Genomic DNA, 16,548 nt, shown 5'->3' on the forward strand with positions numbered 1-16,548 from the left:
AAGCTTCGGCGGGAACTCCAATTAAATTTTTAAAATCACAGGTCAATGGATGTGATAGCTTCTAAACGAAAAATTCAGTATACAGCCGGTTTACGAAAAGTATCCCAAAAGGCAACACTTGTGGCTTGTTTGCTTAGCTTAGCAGGGTGTTCCTCTGTTGAGGTTTTTCAGCCACCCGAGGTTGAAATTAAGCAGAGCTGGCGAGTGGATTATGACTCATCCGTAGAGCTTGCAAATACGGCATGGTGGGAATCGTTCAATGACCCTGTATTGAATAGCCTTATTGAAACTGCGCTTCAGAATAATAATGACCTGATGTTAGCTGCTGCACGAATTGATGAAGTTGCAGGCCGGTATAAAATTCAACGCTCTAACCTTTACCCTCAAATTGGTTATGGTGCGAATGCGGGTGGATCTCAGCGTAGTTATGAGCAGCCTTTATCATTTCCTAATTTGGGCGAACGAACCAATGAAGAGTATAGCGTTGGATTGAATATTGGTTGGGAATTAGATCTTTGGGGGCGTTTGGCTCAAGCAAACGACGCCGCTAGAGCTGATCTTATGGCTGCAGAGGAAAATCGTCAGGCTGTAATTATGTCGCTGGTGTCTGCGGTTGCAGTGGAATACATAGAGTTACTTAATATAGATAAAAAGTTACATATAGCTAAATTAACTTTGGAAGAGCGAAGAGACTCTGTTGATCTATTTGAAAAGAAATTTAAAGGTGGGCAGATATCTGAATTAGAACTGGCTCAGGTTCGTTCTGCCTATCAACAGGCGGCCTCACAAATACCTGTGATTGAGCTAGATGCGCTCTTACAAGAAAATAGACTGTCATTATTGTTGGGTAAAAATCCAGGCCCAATTAAACGTAGTGCAAACATAGAGTCTTTAACTATGTTGCAGCTGCCCTCAGGTTTGCCTTCGGATCTTCTTGTACGCAGACCTGATATTCGTCAAGCAGTACAGAAGCTAGCATCCGCTAATGCTAAGGTTAATATAGCTGAAACAGAATATTTACCTAGTATCTCTTTGACGGGCTTACTTGGGTACGCAAGTGATAATATCTCTAATCTGTTTGATGGCTCTGCTGGATTATGGGAAGCTGCGCTCGGTGCTGCAGGCCCAATTTTTACAGGTGGTCGAATTGAAGGTAATGAGCAGCAGGCTGAAGCGATCAGGCAACAGTTGGTTTTTGAGTATAAAAATACTGTTCAACGGGCTCTTAAAGAAGTCGATGATGGCTTAGTGACCCTAGAGAAATTAAGAGTTTTGCAGAAGATTCAAGAGCGCCATGTTGCTGTATTAGAAGACTATGTCGAATATGCAATCAGTAGACATGATGCAGGCTACTCCCGTTATATGGAAGTACTGGATGCGCAACGTAATCTGTATGCTACTCAGATTAATCTAGCGACAACAGAGAAAAGTATTTTTACCACCTTGGTTGATATATACAAAGCAATGGGCGGTGGTTGGGTCCAGTTAGCAGATGAAAAATATGCTAAGCCTCTCATGCAGCTAGAGCCAGCAACACCATCAGCTGTAGTAGATGAATCATAACTATTCGTTAAAAATTTAAATTGTAATCCGGTCATGGAATATTGAAGGTTTTTCAGATGCCTATAGAACAAACGGAAGTCCAAGCTAAGATTATGCAGGTTTTAGACACCATCACTGAAGAGTGGGATGACGACCTGGATGAAGAAGTAACGTTAACATCTAAGCTAGTTGAAGATGTTGGCTTTGCCTCCATAGACTTTGTACAGTTTGCAGTGGCAATTGAATCTGAATTTAAACAAAAACTGGGTTTCCAGGCTTTGTTAATGCAGGATGGCGCCTACGTAGATGATCTAAGTTTGCAGCAAGTTGTTGATTTTGTTTTTACTCGCCTTAATGCTGATCCTGTTGCGGAAGCACCAGTACCAAATGCAGCGCCAAAAGAGAGTAATGTTCAGCGTATTGAATCTGTTGAGGATCCAGTCACTGCTGAAATGGTCGAAGAGTTTCGTAAAATCATCCGTCCTTGCGCGCCTCACAGTGTACCGAGTAAGAAGAATAAGCCGGCTGTTTTTATTCTCTCTCCTCCACGTTCTGGTTCAACGCTGTTACGTATAATGCTGGCGGGCTGTCCAGAGCTGTTTGTGCCGCCAGAGTTACATTTGTTGTCATACGTCGATATGAAAGAGCGTTTGGCTGCACTGGATGATGAGCATAACCGTCACCTCCTGGAAGGCACCATCCGTGCGCTTATGCAGTTGAAAAACTGGTCAGGTGAGGAGGCACGAAAGTTTTCCAAAGCCTGCGAAGAAAATGGCATGAGCTGTCAGGCATTTTATAATATTTTACAAATCGCAGCGGGTGATCGTTTATTAGTCGATAAAACACCCACCTATGCGGTGAATTTAGATATTCTTAAAAATGCAGAAAACGATTTTGAAAATGCTAAGTATATCCACTTACAGCGTCACCCTTGTGGCACTATTCGTTCATACGAAGAGTCAAAGTTGACACGCATGATGCCGTTGATGAAAGATAGTGAGTTTTCTAGCCGCGCCTTGGCGGAGATGACGTGGCTCACTTGTCATCAAAATACATTGAAATTTGCTGAACAGGTACCTTCAGATCGAATCCTTGCGGTTCAATATGAAAATTTAGTTAAACAGCCTGAAGTTGAGATGCGTCGGATTTGTGAGTTTTTGGGTGTGGATTTCAATCCAGAGATGCTTAATCCTTATAAAGATCAGGATCAACGAATGACAGATGGGGTGGATGTGGCGTCTAAAATGAGTGGTGATCTTAAATTTCATCTACATCAGAATATTGATCCAGCAGCTGCAGATCGTTGGCGTCAGTTTTATTCTGAAGAGATTTTAGGTGATGTGACTAAAGACGTTGCTAAGCGTTGTGGTTACGATATCTAATTTTTGAAATGCGGCGTAACAAAACGGAGGTTGTGTTTCACGCCTCCGTTTTTTTATATCTAAACGGCTTTAAACTGAATATAGATATTAGACGTTTACTTAGCCAGCGGAACATTTCTTCTAGTCTATAGATCTCAGCTATGGGGTGGGTTTAGAAAAGTATGATAGGATCACAACCTGATATTATTATGCTATTCCGGTATGCGCAGGGCACATTTTCGGTAAAAACATCAAGAATGGAACGGACATTTTATGTTACTAATGATCGATAACTACGACTCTTTTACTTACAACGTAGTGCAGTACTTCGGTGAGCTGGGTGCAGATGTCCAAGTCTATCGTAATGATGAAATTACGGTGGAGGAGGTTGAAGCATTGAATCCTGACCATCTTGTAATCTCACCAGGTCCTTGTACACCGAATGAAGCAGGCGTGTCGGTCGCTGCCATTAACTACTTTAAAGGCAAGTTACCTATTTTGGGTATTTGTTTAGGGCATCAAAGTATTGGCCAAGCGTTTGGCGGTAGCATAGTACGTGCTAAGCAAGTGATGCATGGAAAAATTTCACCTGTTTATCATAATGATATTGGTGTATTTGTAGGATTAAATAACCCAGTCGAGGTGACTCGTTATCATTCCTTGGTTATTGATCACAAAACATTGCCAGATTGTTTAGAAGTAACCTCATGGACCCAAGATGAAGAAGGTCACCTTGATGAAATTATGGGTGTTCGTCATAAAGAGTTTGATATTGAAGGCGTACAATTTCACCCGGAATCAATTTTGAGCGATCAGGGTCATGAGTTATTGGCTAACTTTTTAAAACGAACTAAATAACTGGTGCTATTAAGGATACTTCTATGGATATAAAACAAGCACTGGCTGTAATTGTTGAGCGCCAGAATCTATTAGAATCAGAAATGCAGTCAGTGATGAAACAGATCATGACAGGCAATGCGACAGATGCACAAATTGGTGGCCTATTGATTGCGCTGCGAATGAAAGGCGAAAGTGTTGCTGAGATTATTGGTGCTGCCAATGTGATGCGTGAATTAATGATCCCTGTTTCGATATCCAAGCCTAATGCTGTTGATATCGTTGGAACCGGTGGTGACAGTGCCAATCTTTTTAATGTCTCAAGTGCTTGTTCTTTTGTTGTGGCAGCCGCTGGTGGAACTGTAGCGAAACATGGTAATCGGTCGGTTTCTTCTAACACGGGTTCTGCTGATTTGTTAGAAACAGCGGGTATTAATTTAGAACTAAACCCAGAGCAGATTGCGCAGTGTATTGAGCAGATCGGACTTGGTTTTATGTTTGCCCCTCAGCATCATACAGCGATGAAATATGCAGTTGGGCCTCGTAAGGAAATGGGTTTGCGCACGTTGTTTAATATCGTAGGGCCGCTCACAAATCCCGCAGGCGTAAAACATTATTTGCTCGGTGTTTTTGATAAGACCTTATGTAAACCGATGGTTGAGGCGTTGAAATCTTTAGGTGCTGTACACGCCATGGTTGTTCATGCCGCGGAAGGTTTAGATGAAATTAGCTTGGCAGGTGACACTTTTGTCGCTGAGCTGAAAGATGGTGAAATTTCAGAATATACGATTACAGCGGAAGATGCAGGTTTAAATATCCAATCCCTTGAAGGTCTGCAAGTGGCTAATTCGACGGAAAGCTTAGCGTTAATTGAATCTGCCTTTAGCGGTCAGAATGAGAAAGCAATTGATATGATCTCCCTTAATGCTGGAGCAGCACTCTACGTTGCGGAACAGGCGCCAGATCTTAAAGCGGGCGTTGCTATGGCTAAGCAGGCTATTTTAAATGGTGGTGCTGCTGCTAAAGTTAAAGAATTGGCCGATTTTAGCCAAGCATTTAAGGGATAACTGATGTCTGATACTCCAACAGTTTTAAAGAAAATTTTGGCGCGTAAAGTCGAAGAGGTGGCTGAACGCCAGCCTAAAGTTTCTATTAGTGATTTGCAAAGTAAAATTGCTGATCAGAAAGGCTCTGACTTTGACCCTCGAGGCTTTGTCGCTCATATGGCTCAGAGTATTGCGGATGGCAGGTCAGCCGTCATTGCTGAGGCTAAACGTCATAGTCCGTCTAAAGGTTTGCTGCGTGATCCATTTGTGCCTGCGGAAATAGCTAAGTCTTATGAACTTGGCGGTGCAAGTTGTCTATCAGTCTTAACAGATAAAGACTATTTTCAGGGCTGCGAAGACTATTTAATGCAAGCTAGAGCTGCGTGCTCGTTACCTGTTATCCGTAAAGATTTTATTGTAGATCCTTACCAAGTTTATGAAGCAAGAGCCATAGGCGCCGATTGTATTTTATTGATTGCAGCTGCATTGAGCGATCAGCAGATCGCTGATCTCAATGGGCTGGCCCATGAATTAGGTATGGATGTGCTTATTGAGGTTCACGGTGAAGAGGAGTTACATAGAGTCTTGCCTTTAAATACTCGATTGATTGGTATCAATAACCGTAATTTACATACTTTCGAAGTGACGTTGAATAATACCTATGATCTTTTAGATGCTATTCCTGATGATAGAATCGTTGTTACTGAAAGTGGTATCCATTGCATTGACGATGTACACGCCATGCGTGAACATAATGTACATGCTTTTCTCGTGGGAGAAGCATTTATGCGTGCTGAAAACCCAGGTCAAAAGCTTAAAGAATTGTTTGTATAAGGTAGTGGCTGAATGAGTATGAGCGCCAAAGTTAAATGGGACGGTGATGTCCGTTTTAAAGGTACAACCGGTTCCGGTTTTGATGTGATGATTGATGGTGAGCTTCAGAAAGGACCTCGCCCTATGGAATTAATCTTATTAGGGTTAGGTGGTTGTACTAGTTATGATGTTGTTGGCATATTGAAGAAAACACGCCAAGACGTTATCGATTGTGTGGCTGAAATTGAGGCCGAAAGAGCTGAAACGGTTCCATCTGTATTTACCAAAATTCATGTTAAGTTTGTGGTGAGTGGACGTGGCCTCAATGCTAAAAAAGTAGAGCGTGCCGTGAGTTTGTCTGCTGAACAGTATTGCTCCGCTTCTATTATGCTGGAAAAGGGTGGAGTTGAGATAACCCACAGTTTTGAAATTATTGAAGTAACAGAATGATGAACGGTTTTGTTGCATGACGGATAACGGGCGCTCTCAAAGGTGCTCGTTTTTTGGTTTAAAGCTGGAGTAAAATTAAATATAAGATATAGTGTGTGGCAATTAGTTACTGCTTACTTATTGATTTTATTGAATGTTTGTTCGGTATTTCATGGGTTTTATAAGAGAGGCTAAAAACAAATAAGGATGATGGAATAGATGCGCTTATCAATATCAAAAGCATTGGCACTAGGGATTGTTGCGCTGCAAGTGATCACTGTTTGCGTTATTTTAGCCTCCTCATACTTAAGCACTGAACAAGTCCTAATAGGACATGCCCAGCAACTGATGAGAAATCTCTCTCGAGAAGTGATTGATCGATCAGAAGAGTTTTTAGCTCCTGCCCGTTCGGCGGTTAGTTTGACTGGACGCTTAGCTCATCATCAGGTTGTTAGTTCTGAAAAACCGGATGAAATGGAGCAGTATTTCTTTGATCAGTTGATTTTGCACCCTCATATAGCTGGTATTTATTATGGTAACTTAGAGGGTGGCTTCCATTTTGTTCGTCGCTCTACCGATGAGGCTGCATATCAGATTAAAAGGGTGGTGGAAGGCCCACAAGGGCGTTTGGTTTCAAATCGCTGGTTCGGAGATGACCATCGTTTAATAAAAGCAGAGGAAGATCCAAGTGACCTTTACGACCCCCGTACGCGCCCTTGGTTTAAAAAAGCGATAGCTGAACGACAACAGATTTGGACAGACCCTTACCTCTTTTTTACGTCAAATACCCCAGGCATTACTGTAGCGAGTCCAGTCATTTCCAAAAATGGCGAAATGCTCGGTGTCGTGGGTGTTGATATAGACCTTTCTGCACTTTCCGATTTTCTAGGTTTCCTTGAGTTAAGCGAGCATGCGTCTGCATTAATTTTAAATAACAATGGTGACGTGATTGCGCATCGGCGTAATGGACAGCTTTATATAGAAGATCCAGATTCGGGTGTGAGACGGCTCATGCATATTGATGAAGTCAAAAGTGATGCGGCACGTGCAGCTGTTAAATCGCTGGGGAAACAGCCCGGATGGTATGTGTTAAATACGGCGATGAATACAAGTTTTAAGCATGATGGCAAAGTGTATCAGACAGTCTTTACACCGTTCTCGGATAACTGGCCTTGGTTATTGGGTATCTATGTGCCAGAGGATGATTTTTTAACTGAGATTAAAGCAAACCGCAAACTTAACATATTGCTGGCGTTAGCAATTACATTTGTTAGTGTCATTATCGGGGTTATGTTTGCCCGCTCGCTTTCTCGACCGATTCTGTCTCTGCAGAAAAGTGTGAATGCGGTAAGGAATGGCGAATTAGAAGTTGATATTGATAAACCTAACAGCATGTTTAGTGATATTGAAGAAACGACTACCGCTTTCTCAAATATGATCGCGTTTTTGAAAGATAATCAAGAAAGAAACCATCAATTAAAAAAACAGCTGTCACAGCAGGGGCATTTTATGGAGGCAGTGTTGGCTGCCATTGATGATGGTGTGGTTGTATGTGATGTTGATGGGAAACTGATCTACTCAAGTAGAGTTGTGATGCGTTTAAGAGGCTTGTCAGAAGATGAACGGTTAGAACGGTTTGATGATGTCCCTTTTAAATTGTTTGCTGCTGACGGTAAAACCCTATTGTCAAAGAATGAATGGCCTATTTATAGGGCTTTAGCGGAAGAGATGATTAGCCAGGAGGAGGTTGTTATTGAATCAGCTTCAGGTGTTCGCAAGCATTTATTGATTAGTGGTAAAGCTATCTTTGATACAAATGGTGAGAAACTGGGCGCTTATATTTCTATGCATCCACAAAAATAATTCGTCTGATTCGCGACTTTGTTGCTCTATTTTTAGGGCAAACAAAGAGGACGATATTGAATAGATTCATTCCCCTAAATCTAGTACTTGCATAAGGCTTGTCAGGTGCGTAATATTACGCGTCCTTTGGAGAACTATTTCCAATCTCCTTGCTGCCGGTCCACATGGTGTGTTCTGGGGGCTATTAACCCGAAAGGAGCTAAAATGCGTCATTATGAAATCGTATTTCTGGTTCATCCGAATCAGAGTGAGCAGGTTTCTGCGATGGTTGAGCGTTACACCTCTCTTATTGAAGGTGCAGAAGGCACAATTCATCGTCTAGAAGATTGGGGTCGTCGTCAGTTGGCTTACCCAATCAACAATGCTCACAAAGCACACTACATCCTGATGAACATCGAATGTAATCAGGAAACACTAGACGAGCTGGAAAATCTATTCCGTTACAACGATGCAGTTCTGCGTAACATGATTATCCGTCGTAAAGAAGCGATCACTGAGATCTCTCCAATCAAAGCTGCAGAATCTCGCGATGAGCGTAAGCCTCGTCGTGAAGAAAAGCCAGCTGAAAAGCCAGCTGAAGAAGCTGCTCCGGCATCAGCACCAGCTGTTGAAGCTGAAGCATCTGAAGAAGCAGCTGAGTAATTTAATTTCTGAGGAGAGATACAATGGCTCGTTTTTTCCGCCGTCGTAAATTCTGCCGTTTTACGGCTGAAGGTGTTCAAGAGATCGATTATAAAGATCTGGACACATTAAAAGGTTATGTAACCGAAACTGGTAAGATCGTACCTAGCCGCATCACAGGTACTAAAGCTCGTTACCAGCGTCAGTTGGCAACTGCTATTAAGCGCGCACGTTTTGTTGCGTTACTGCCTTACACTGATAGTCATCAGTAAGAGGTAGGAGAGTCGCATGCGAGCCTTGGCCGAATGGGTCATGAAGGGCCGTAAACAAGCGGCTTTAGTGGCAGTTATTGCCGCCTTGCTACCACTGCTCTATTGGGCAAGTGCAGCAGTCATCGCTTTGGTTACTTTAAGACAGGGACCAAAAGATGGAGCCGGAGTTCTGGTTTGGGCTTTTTTGCCTGCCGGAGCTTGGGCATACAGTGGAGATCCGACACCACTGACTGTGATACTAGGAGTTTTTCTTCTCGCTATCGCATTAAGAGTGACAACAAGCTGGCCGCAAGTGCTTATGTTAGCGCTTCCTGTTGGTGCTGTTGTTGGTTTAGCATTAGAAACAGTGTTAGATGATCTTTTAGGTCAAGTAATAGAAGCAACAGAACAGTTTCTATTACAGTCGGCGAGTCAATCGACTGAGAGTTTAACGCTCGATAAAGAGCGCTTAAAATTACTTATGTTAGGTGGATTGGCATCAGTGCATACAGCAACAATGTTGCTGTGTCTGATACTGGCGCGTTCGTGGCAATCAGGGTTGTATAATCCTGGGGGCTTTCGGCAGGAGTTTCATCAATTGAGACTACCTCTGAAATATACAGGTGTGCTTGTAGCGGCTTTATTAGTTTGTGCTCAGTTAGAGCTGGACTTTATGCGCTGGTTACCATTGTTGTTGCTTCCTTGGATCTTTGCGGGTTTCGCATTGGTGCATGGTAGTTTGGCTAAACGTGATTTAGGCAGGTCCTGGCTGATAGTGTTTTATCTTTCAGTTATTTTTATGGGACCTTATGTGATTACGCTGCTGGTTTTTGCGGCTGCTATCGATTCTTTAGTTGATATCAGGTCACGCATACCAGCCACGAACTAGGACTGCATTAATTTGCAGAACAGAAGAGGTTTACGAGATGGAAGTTATTCTGCTCGAGAAAATTGGTAAGCTAGGTAACCTCGGTGACAAAGTTTCCGTAAAAAGCGGTTTCGGTCGCAACTACCTAGTACCGCAGGGCAAAGCTGTTCCTGCAACTACAGCTAATGTTGCTAAATTTGAAGAGCGTCGTGCTGAATTAGAAGCCGCAGCTGCAGAAAAATTAGCGGCTGCTACAGCGCGTGCTGAAGTATTGAATGCACTGCAAGTCACAATCGCTTCTAAGTGTGGTGATGAAGGCAAGTTGTTCGGTTCTATCGGTACACGTGATATTGCTGATGCTATTATCGCTGCAGGCGCAGAAGTAGATAAAAGCGAAGTTCGTCTACCTGAAGGTGCTTTACGCGCTATCGGCGAATACGAAATCGCTATTCAGCTTCACGCTGAAGTAACAGCTATTGTTAACTTGGCTGTTGTTGGCGAGTAATCGTCTTTAGCTAAGTACAACTGTACTGTAATATAAAGCACTGCATGGTTAACCCTGCAGTGCTTTTTTGTTTTTAGGCCGTTGTTAAATTATGGAAATGAGTCAACTTACAGACGAAGATCTAGCAAAGATTAAAGTCCCCCCCCATTCAATGGAAGCAGAGCAATCTGTTTTGGGCGGCCTTATGCTGGATAATAACGCATGGGATACGGTTTCAGAGGTAGTGCTGGAGGATAATTTTTATCGTCAGGAACACCGCCAGATCTATCGTACGATGCAAAAGCTGGTGAACGATGGTAATCCTATCGATGTTGTTACCCTGTCTGAAGAATTAGATCGCACTGCTGAGCTGGAAAGCGCCGGTGGTTTGGATTATCTAATAGAGCTGGCTAAAAACACACCGAGTGCTTCCAATATACGGGCTTATTCTGAGATCGTTCGGGACCGTGCATTATTACGCCAGATGATCTCGGCCGCTAATGATATTGCTGATCAAGCTTTTCATCCTGAGGGACGGAGTTCAGAAGAAATTCTTAATGAAGCGGAGCAAAAGATTTTCCGCATTGCCGAGAACAGGCCTAATCAAGGAGGTCCTGAGAATGTAAATACGCTTCTTAAGAAAGCTGTTGATCGTATAGATACACTGTTTAACAGCGATGGTGACCTTACTGGGGTGACGACTGGCTTTGATGATCTTGATGCGAAAACTGCGGGTCTACAGCCATCGGATTTAGTTATTGTAGCGGCTCGTCCTTCAATGGGTAAGACTACATTTGCCATGAACTTGGTTGAAAACGCTTTGATGGCTTCGAATAAGCCGGTATTAGTGTTTAGCCTTGAGATGCCTGCGGATCAGTTGGTTACTCGTATGTTGTCATCGCTTGGTCGTATAGATCAGACCCGTGTTCGTACAGGTACCTTAGAGGAAGAGGATTGGCCTAAGTTAACAACAGCGGTCAATATGATGCGTGATAAGCCTCTGTTTATTGATGATCAGGCCGGTATTAGTCCCAACGAGATGCGAACCCGTGCACGCCGTATTGTGCGTGAGCATGGTGAGCTTTCACTGATCATGATCGATTATCTGCAATTAATGCAGATGAAAACAAAGAATATTGAGAGCCGAACACAGGAAATATCTGAAATATCTCGCTCATTAAAAGCCTTAGCAAAAGAATTAGAGTGCCCTGTTGTAGCTCTTTCTCAGCTAAACCGCTCACTTGAGCAGCGGCCCAATAAGCGTCCTGTAAACTCGGACTTACGTGAGTCAGGTGCGATAGAGCAGGATGCTGATGTCATTATGTTTATCTATCGTGATGAGGTTTATAACGAGGATTCAGAGCATAAAGGCATAGCTGAAATTATTATCGGCAAGCAACGTAATGGTCCGATTGGTACATCAAGATTAGCCTTTATTGGTAAATATACGAAGTTTGAAAATCTGGCGCCTGATGTTTATGCGCAGTATGCCGGTATGGACGACTAAAATCGCTGTAGCCGTAATAAGTCAGTGTGTGTAATTAAGTAGTAGAGGCCGCTAAATAAGCGGCCTTTTTATGTTCTTATGTGTCTTTGATAACCTTGTTCATAAACTCTTCAGGCACTGCCGCAACTTTGCGGGTTTCATAATTAAAAAAGACGACCCCTGTCTTTGCGTGAGCTAACTCTACGGCTGTCTTTTTATTTGATATTAAGTAGTAGATATCGCAGCCATATGCATTTAGATCAGCAAGAGCTATATCAATCTGCAAATGGTCGCCATGAAAGCCTTCTGCTTTATAGACAATTGCCGAATCAGTCATGATCAGGCCAAGACCTTCAATATCAAGTTCTCCATAATGGTAGTGATTTAGAAAACGAATTCTCGCTTCATGGATAATTGATAACATTGCGTCATTACTAAGGTGGCCGCCATAATTTATATCACTGATACGAATAGGCAGTTCAGTAGAAAAGATATAATTCTCAGGCATATCTAGTTTGATTCTTGCCATTGTTCTTACCCTATGTAATTAGCGATGGTATCGACCATGCCGGTTGTTAGTTGGTTTAGATCGTCATCCTGCATAATATAAGGGGGCATCACATAAACCAATTTTCCAAATGGACGAATCCATAGCCCACGTTCTATAAATAGTTTTTGAATCTTAACGGTGTTGACCGCTTCTTTCATCTCAATAACACCTATAGCCCCTAAACATCTCACTTCGGCAACACCTTCCAAGGTACTTGCTTCGCTTAAACCTAGTTTTAGGGATTGTTCTATACGTGCTACATCTTGTTTCCAGTCGTTACGTTGTAAGAGCTCTAAGCTTTTGTTAGCCACGGCGCAGGCTAGAGGGTTACCCATAAATGTTGGGCCATGCATAAAGCAGCCGGCGCCACCTGCTGAAATCGTCTCGCCTATATGTTGAGTTGTGAGGGTGGCTGCTAAGGTCATGTAGCCACCGGTTAGCGCTTTGCCTACACAAAGAATGTCAGGCTGTATTTCTGCATGTTCACAAGCAAATAGTTTACCGCTTCGTCCAAACCCTGTAGCAATTTCATCGGCAATGAGTAGGACATTATGTTCATTACAAAGTGTACGGGCTTCTTTAAGATATTGAGGTGAATAAAAACGCATTCCGCCAGCGCCTTGAACTATTGGCTCTAAAATAAGGGCGGCAATATTGTGATGATGCTCATTTAATAACTCTTTTAACGGAGTAATATCATTACTGTCCCATTCGCTATCGAATGTTGTTTTAGGGGCGGGAGCAAAAAAATGCTTAGGTAGTAATCCAGTAAATATTTCATGCATCCCTGTAACAGGGTCACATACAGACATGGCGCCGAATGTATCGCCGTGATAACCCTGTTTAATAGTGAGTAGTTTGTTTTTTTCGGGAAGCCCTTGTGCATGGAAGTATTGGATAGCCATTTTTATAGCGACTTCAACGGCAACAGAGCCTGAGTCGGCTAGAAATACTTTATCTAAGTTAGTTGGGGTCATAGATACTAACTTTTCACAAAGCGTTATTGCTGGTTCATGAGTTAGTCCGCCAAACATAACATGAGACATTTTATCTATTTGTTCATGTGCGGCCTGATTGAGTTCAGGATGACCGTAACCATGTATTACTGACCACCAAGAGGCCATACCATCAATTAGCTCGCGCCCATCAGCTAGCTTTATTCTTACGCCAGATGTTGATTCTACTGGGTACATAGGTGGAGGGTTGATCATCGATGAATAGGGGTGCCATATATGTTGTTGGTCGAAGGTGATCTGTTCAGGGCTAATCATCGTAAAGGTCCTAGAGAACGGGAAATAATAAAATAAATAGTGTATAGATAAGCTATTTTTAATGTTGGGTTCTGTTCCTACTAAATTCAGTAAACTAAAGTTTAGGGAGCTAAACGTAGTAATTGTGTTCTATTTAAACACGTACTTACTAGGGTAATAAATTTTTGAATTTATTTATATTATTTGAAACTTTATTAGTGATGCTAAGTCATAAAGTGCAAGAGCAAATGAGCTTGTGAATAAATAAGTCTGAATAAGTTTTTAAATTATTATATAAAATTATTATTAATTGGGGTAAATAAAAAATGACGAATAATACTTCTGTAAAACCTATGGTAGCGGCTGTCGGCGCAGTTTTTCTTACAGGCATGGCAACTGTATCTGTAGCAACTGCTGCAGAGAATCCTTTTGCTGCAAAAGAATTATCTTCAGGTTATAGCCAGCAAGTTGCTATGAATGAAGGCAAATGTGGTGAAGGTAAATGTGGCGGCGATAAAGCTAAAAAAGCTGAAGGCAAGTGTGGCGAAGGTAAATGCGGCGGCGATAAAGCTAAAAAAGCTGAAGGCAAATGTGGTGAAGGTAAATGTGGCGGTGATAAAGCTAAAAAAGCTGAAGGTAAGTGTGGCGAAGGTAAATGTGGTGGTTCTAAATAATTACGGTTAAGCTTTTATTTTAGCGTCTGGAGGCCCTGCAATGCGGGGCCTTTTGATTTAAGTTTTGAGGTGAGTCTATGGGCAGAGTAAATTATCCAGTACAAGGTGCGGGCTTTGGTTTTCGACGTTGTATGTCGGAAACATTAAAAGAGGTTGAACCTAGTGCGTTTGATTTTCTTGAAATTGCTCCAGAAAATTGGATGGGGCTAGGTGGACGATTTGGTAAAGCGTTTCGTCAATACACTGAGCAACATGCTTTTATGGCTCATGGTTTATCTTTATCTATCGGCGGTCCAGCGCCTTTGGATATGGACTTCTTATTTAATTTAAAACAGTTTTTAATAGATCATAACATTCGTGGTTATTCTGAGCATTTAAGTTATTGCTCTGATGATGGTCACCTATACGATCTAATGCCTATACCCTTCACTGAAGAGGCGGTTAAATATGTCGCTGGGCGAATCCGCCAAGTACAAGATGTTCTAGAGCAGAAAATCGCTATGGAGAATGTCTCATATTATGCTGCACCTGGATCAGAGATGACGGAGCAAGCGTTTCTTTTAGCTGTATTAGAAGAGGCAGATTGCGATCTGTTATTGGATGTGAATAACATCTATGTGAACAGTATTAATCACGGTTACGATGCAGTTGATTTTCTCAAGGCGATGCCATCTGAGCGGATTATGTATGTACATATCGCAGGGCATTATACCGAAGCAGAAGATCTCCTCGTTGATACTCATGGCGCACCAGTAATTGACCCTGTCTGGTCGTTGTTGCAATTGGCTTATGAACAGTTTGGTGTACTGCCTACACTCTTGGAAAGGGATTTTAATATTCCTGAACTACCTGAGTTGCTCCAGGAAGTTGAACAAGTTCGTTTCTATCAACACCAGTGGAAAATGAGCCATGCACAAATCCTCGCCTGATTTACCTAGTTTTCAGAAACTGCAGTATCAATTTTCTGCGCATATTAGAAATCCAAAAGATAACCTAGCACCTCAAGATATTGAAGATCGCAGAATGGCGATCTACAGAGATCTTTTTTTTAATAATGTTGAAGGTTTCCTTTCGGGCAACTTCCCCGTTTTAAAGTTGATTAGCTCTGAGCAATATTGGCTAAATTTAGCGCGTGACTTTTTTGATAAACACCGTTGTCATACGCCTTACTTTTTGGAGATTGGGAAGGAGTTTATCGAGTATGTGGCGAATGAACGCGAGCAGAGTCTAGATGATCCAGTTTTTCTTCAAGAGTTGATCCATTATGAATGGGTTGAGTTAGCTTTAGATGCTTCAACAGTAGAGTTGCCGTTGGCTGATGTAAATGCAAATGGGGATTTATTGCTGCAACATCCGGTGCAATCCCCTTTAGCTTGGCTGCTTTCCTATCAGTTCCCTGTACATTGTATTCGCATCGACTTTCAACCCGAAACACCGTCTGATACACACACCTTTCTTATTGCTTACCGTAATCGTGAAGATGAAGTGAACTTTATGGAGGTGAACTCAGTTACCGCTAGGTTGCTTTATTTGTTATCTGAAGATGATCTTCTATCGGGTCAAGATGCATTAATGCAGATAGCTAAAGAGATGCAGCACCCTAATCCTGAAGCGGTAGTCGAAGGTGGATTGGAAACTATGGAGCATTTACGTGCCAAAGGAATCATATTAGGTACAACTATAAAATCTAATACTGCCGTAGATTAAGACGCTTCGGCATTATACGTATAATAAAGGATGTAATTATGGCTAATGCTGTCATTAATGTAGCGAACCGTTTGCAAGACCTATTAAATAGTACCAAATGTGCTGATGGCCTAGCGCCTCTCTTATTACGTTTGTACCTAGCGCCAATTTTTATGCAGGCTGGATGGAATAAACTCTCTCATTTTGAAGATACCGCTGCATGGTTTGGTAATCCAGATTGGGGTCTTGGATTGCCTATGCCAGAGGTGATGGCAGCTTTAGCTGCAGGCACAGAATTCTTTGGTGGTGCCCTGTTAATTGTTGGTTTAGCCGTACGTTGGATCAGTATTCCATTAATGGTGACAATGCTGGTGGCTGCCTTTGCGGTGCATTGGGATAATGGCTGGTTGGCTATTGCTGATGGCGGAAGCTGGCTTGCTAATGAGCGTGTTATGGAGGCCCAAGAACGCTTAGCTGCGGCAAAAGGTATATTACAAGAGAGTGGTAATTATGAATGGTTAACCGGACGGGGTTCTGTCGTTATTTTAAATAACGGAATTGAGTTTTCCATAACCTATCTGATTATGTTGTTTAGTTTATTCTTTACCGGTGCGGGGCGATTTTTTAGTGTCGATTATTGGCTTGCTAAGTGTTTTAGAGACGATATAAAAAGCTAAAGAATTATTAATAAAAAAGGCCGTATACGGCATTGCTGTCCCATAGTTTTGGATGGTAAATGAAAAAGCCTGAGATCCACTGGTAAACTGTTGTTACCACACACCAGTTA

General features: G+C 42.3%; 18 protein-coding genes. 16 read left to right on the forward strand and 2 right to left on the reverse strand.

The features are described 5' to 3' along the window. Positions 1–51: 51 nt before the first annotated feature. The 12 genes from A3774_RS06980 to dnaB all read left to right on the forward strand — a co-directional run bounded on the left by A3774_RS06980 (position 52) and on the right by dnaB (position 11,622). Positions 52–1,563 carry an efflux transporter outer membrane subunit gene (locus A3774_RS06980; protein ID WP_197468025.1) on the forward strand — a complete coding sequence of 504 codons (1,512 nt, stop codon included), beginning with the start codon at positions 52–54 and terminating at the stop codon, positions 1,561–1,563. 56 nt (positions 1,564–1,619) lie between these two features. Next, complete coding sequence (locus A3774_RS16765; RefSeq protein ID WP_067865316.1) at positions 1,620–2,924, forward strand: sulfotransferase; 1,305 nt, start codon at positions 1,620–1,622, stop codon at positions 2,922–2,924. Positions 2,925–3,176: 252 nt separating this feature from the next. Then, positions 3,177–3,761, forward strand: a complete 585-nt coding sequence (locus A3774_RS06990; RefSeq protein ID WP_067865319.1) for an anthranilate synthase component II — start codon at positions 3,177–3,179, stop codon at positions 3,759–3,761. A gap of 23 nt (positions 3,762–3,784) precedes the next feature. Then, positions 3,785–4,807 (forward strand): anthranilate phosphoribosyltransferase, encoded by a 1,023-nt coding sequence (gene trpD, locus A3774_RS06995; RefSeq protein ID WP_067865322.1) that lies wholly within the window; start codon positions 3,785–3,787, stop codon positions 4,805–4,807. A 3-nt stretch (positions 4,808–4,810) separates the two neighbouring features. Further along, entirely contained in the window at positions 4,811–5,620 is an 810-nt protein-coding gene (gene trpC / locus A3774_RS07000) for an indole-3-glycerol phosphate synthase TrpC (protein ID WP_067865325.1), read from the forward strand. An 18-nt stretch (positions 5,621–5,638) separates the two neighbouring features. Beyond that, entirely contained in the window at positions 5,639–6,049 is a 411-nt protein-coding gene (locus A3774_RS07005) for an OsmC family protein (RefSeq protein WP_067865372.1), read from the forward strand. 198 nt (positions 6,050–6,247) lie between these two features. Then, positions 6,248–7,891 (forward strand): cache domain-containing protein, encoded by a 1,644-nt coding sequence (locus A3774_RS07010; RefSeq protein ID WP_067865329.1) that lies wholly within the window; start codon positions 6,248–6,250, stop codon positions 7,889–7,891. Positions 7,892–8,095: 204 nt separating this feature from the next. After that, complete coding sequence (gene rpsF, locus A3774_RS07015) at positions 8,096–8,533, forward strand: 30S ribosomal protein S6 (RefSeq protein ID WP_067865332.1); 438 nt, start codon at positions 8,096–8,098, stop codon at positions 8,531–8,533. A 23-nt stretch (positions 8,534–8,556) separates the two neighbouring features. Next, entirely contained in the window at positions 8,557–8,784 is a 228-nt protein-coding gene (gene rpsR / locus A3774_RS07020) for a 30S ribosomal protein S18 (protein ID WP_067865336.1), read from the forward strand. 16 nt (positions 8,785–8,800) lie between these two features. Next, positions 8,801–9,652, forward strand: a complete 852-nt coding sequence (locus tag A3774_RS07025; RefSeq protein WP_067865339.1) for a hypothetical protein — start codon at positions 8,801–8,803, stop codon at positions 9,650–9,652. Between the two features lie 37 nt (positions 9,653–9,689). Beyond that, on the forward strand, positions 9,690–10,136 hold the full coding sequence (rplI, locus tag A3774_RS07030) for a 50S ribosomal protein L9 (protein WP_067865342.1): 447 nt from the start codon (positions 9,690–9,692) through the stop codon (positions 10,134–10,136). A 91-nt stretch (positions 10,137–10,227) separates the two neighbouring features. Further along, positions 10,228–11,622, forward strand: coding sequence for a replicative DNA helicase (dnaB, locus tag A3774_RS07035; RefSeq protein ID WP_156473675.1), 1,395 nt, complete (start codon positions 10,228–10,230; stop codon positions 11,620–11,622). Between the two features lie 76 nt (positions 11,623–11,698). On the opposite strand, the gene A3774_RS07040 is transcribed toward dnaB, so the two are convergent. Then, on the reverse strand, positions 11,699–12,130 hold the full coding sequence (locus A3774_RS07040; protein ID WP_067865349.1) for an acyl-CoA thioesterase: 432 nt from the start codon (positions 12,128–12,130) through the stop codon (positions 11,699–11,701). A gap of 5 nt (positions 12,131–12,135) precedes the next feature. Then, positions 12,136–13,422, reverse strand: coding sequence for an adenosylmethionine--8-amino-7-oxononanoate transaminase (gene bioA / locus A3774_RS07045; RefSeq protein ID WP_197468026.1), 1,287 nt, complete (start codon positions 13,420–13,422; stop codon positions 12,136–12,138). Positions 13,423–13,727: 305 nt separating this feature from the next. Here bioA and A3774_RS07050 point away from each other — a divergent pair, with 305 nt between their 5' ends. The 4 genes from A3774_RS07050 to A3774_RS07065 all read left to right on the forward strand — a co-directional run bounded on the left by A3774_RS07050 (position 13,728) and on the right by A3774_RS07065 (position 16,438). Then, on the forward strand, positions 13,728–14,075 hold the full coding sequence (locus A3774_RS07050; RefSeq protein ID WP_067865352.1) for an HvfA family oxazolone/thioamide-modified RiPP metallophore: 348 nt from the start codon (positions 13,728–13,730) through the stop codon (positions 14,073–14,075). 77 nt (positions 14,076–14,152) lie between these two features. Further along, positions 14,153–15,004, forward strand: a complete 852-nt coding sequence (locus A3774_RS07055; RefSeq protein ID WP_067865355.1) for an HvfB family MNIO-type RiPP peptide maturase — start codon at positions 14,153–14,155, stop codon at positions 15,002–15,004. After that, the gene (locus tag A3774_RS07060; protein WP_067865359.1) at positions 14,985–15,782 is read left to right on the forward strand and encodes an HvfC family RiPP maturation protein; all 798 of its coding nucleotides are present in this window, start codon (positions 14,985–14,987) and stop codon (positions 15,780–15,782) included. The genes A3774_RS07055 and A3774_RS07060 overlap by 20 nt, the downstream gene beginning before the upstream one ends. A 38-nt stretch (positions 15,783–15,820) precedes the next feature. Beyond that, entirely contained in the window at positions 15,821–16,438 is a 618-nt protein-coding gene (locus tag A3774_RS07065) for an HvfX family Cu-binding RiPP maturation protein (protein ID WP_197468027.1), read from the forward strand. Positions 16,439–16,548: the final 110 nt, after the last annotated feature.

The sequence above is a fragment of the Neptuniibacter marinus genome, assembly GCF_001597725.1.
GTDB lineage: Bacteria > Pseudomonadota > Gammaproteobacteria > Pseudomonadales > Balneatricaceae > Neptuniibacter > Neptuniibacter marinus.

Coding starts and splice junctions, on each gene's coding strand:
- A3774_RS07055 (WP_067865355.1), top strand. CDS start 14,153: ATGGGCAGAGTAAATTATCCAGTACAAGGTGCGGGCTTTGGTTTTCGA.
- rplI (WP_067865342.1), top strand. CDS start 9,690: ATGGAAGTTATTCTGCTCGAGAAAATTGGTAAGCTAGGTAACCTCGGT.
- A3774_RS07010 (WP_067865329.1), top strand. CDS start 6,248: ATGCGCTTATCAATATCAAAAGCATTGGCACTAGGGATTGTTGCGCTG.
- rpsF (WP_067865332.1), top strand. CDS start 8,096: ATGCGTCATTATGAAATCGTATTTCTGGTTCATCCGAATCAGAGTGAG.
- A3774_RS07060 (WP_067865359.1), top strand. CDS start 14,985: ATGCACAAATCCTCGCCTGATTTACCTAGTTTTCAGAAACTGCAGTAT.
- dnaB (WP_156473675.1), top strand. CDS start 10,228: ATGGAAATGAGTCAACTTACAGACGAAGATCTAGCAAAGATTAAAGTC.
- rpsR (WP_067865336.1), top strand. CDS start 8,557: ATGGCTCGTTTTTTCCGCCGTCGTAAATTCTGCCGTTTTACGGCTGAA.
- bioA (WP_197468026.1), bottom strand. CDS start 13,422: ATGATTAGCCCTGAACAGATCACCTTCGACCAACAACATATATGGCAC.
- A3774_RS07025 (WP_067865339.1), top strand. CDS start 8,801: ATGCGAGCCTTGGCCGAATGGGTCATGAAGGGCCGTAAACAAGCGGCT.
- A3774_RS07040 (WP_067865349.1), bottom strand. CDS start 12,130: ATGGCAAGAATCAAACTAGATATGCCTGAGAATTATATCTTTTCTACT.
- A3774_RS07005 (WP_067865372.1), top strand. CDS start 5,639: ATGAGCGCCAAAGTTAAATGGGACGGTGATGTCCGTTTTAAAGGTACA.
- A3774_RS06990 (WP_067865319.1), top strand. CDS start 3,177: ATGTTACTAATGATCGATAACTACGACTCTTTTACTTACAACGTAGTG.
- A3774_RS07065 (WP_197468027.1), top strand. CDS start 15,821: ATGGCTAATGCTGTCATTAATGTAGCGAACCGTTTGCAAGACCTATTA.
- trpC (WP_067865325.1), top strand. CDS start 4,811: ATGTCTGATACTCCAACAGTTTTAAAGAAAATTTTGGCGCGTAAAGTC.
- A3774_RS07050 (WP_067865352.1), top strand. CDS start 13,728: ATGACGAATAATACTTCTGTAAAACCTATGGTAGCGGCTGTCGGCGCA.
- trpD (WP_067865322.1), top strand. CDS start 3,785: ATGGATATAAAACAAGCACTGGCTGTAATTGTTGAGCGCCAGAATCTA.
- A3774_RS16765 (WP_067865316.1), top strand. CDS start 1,620: ATGCCTATAGAACAAACGGAAGTCCAAGCTAAGATTATGCAGGTTTTA.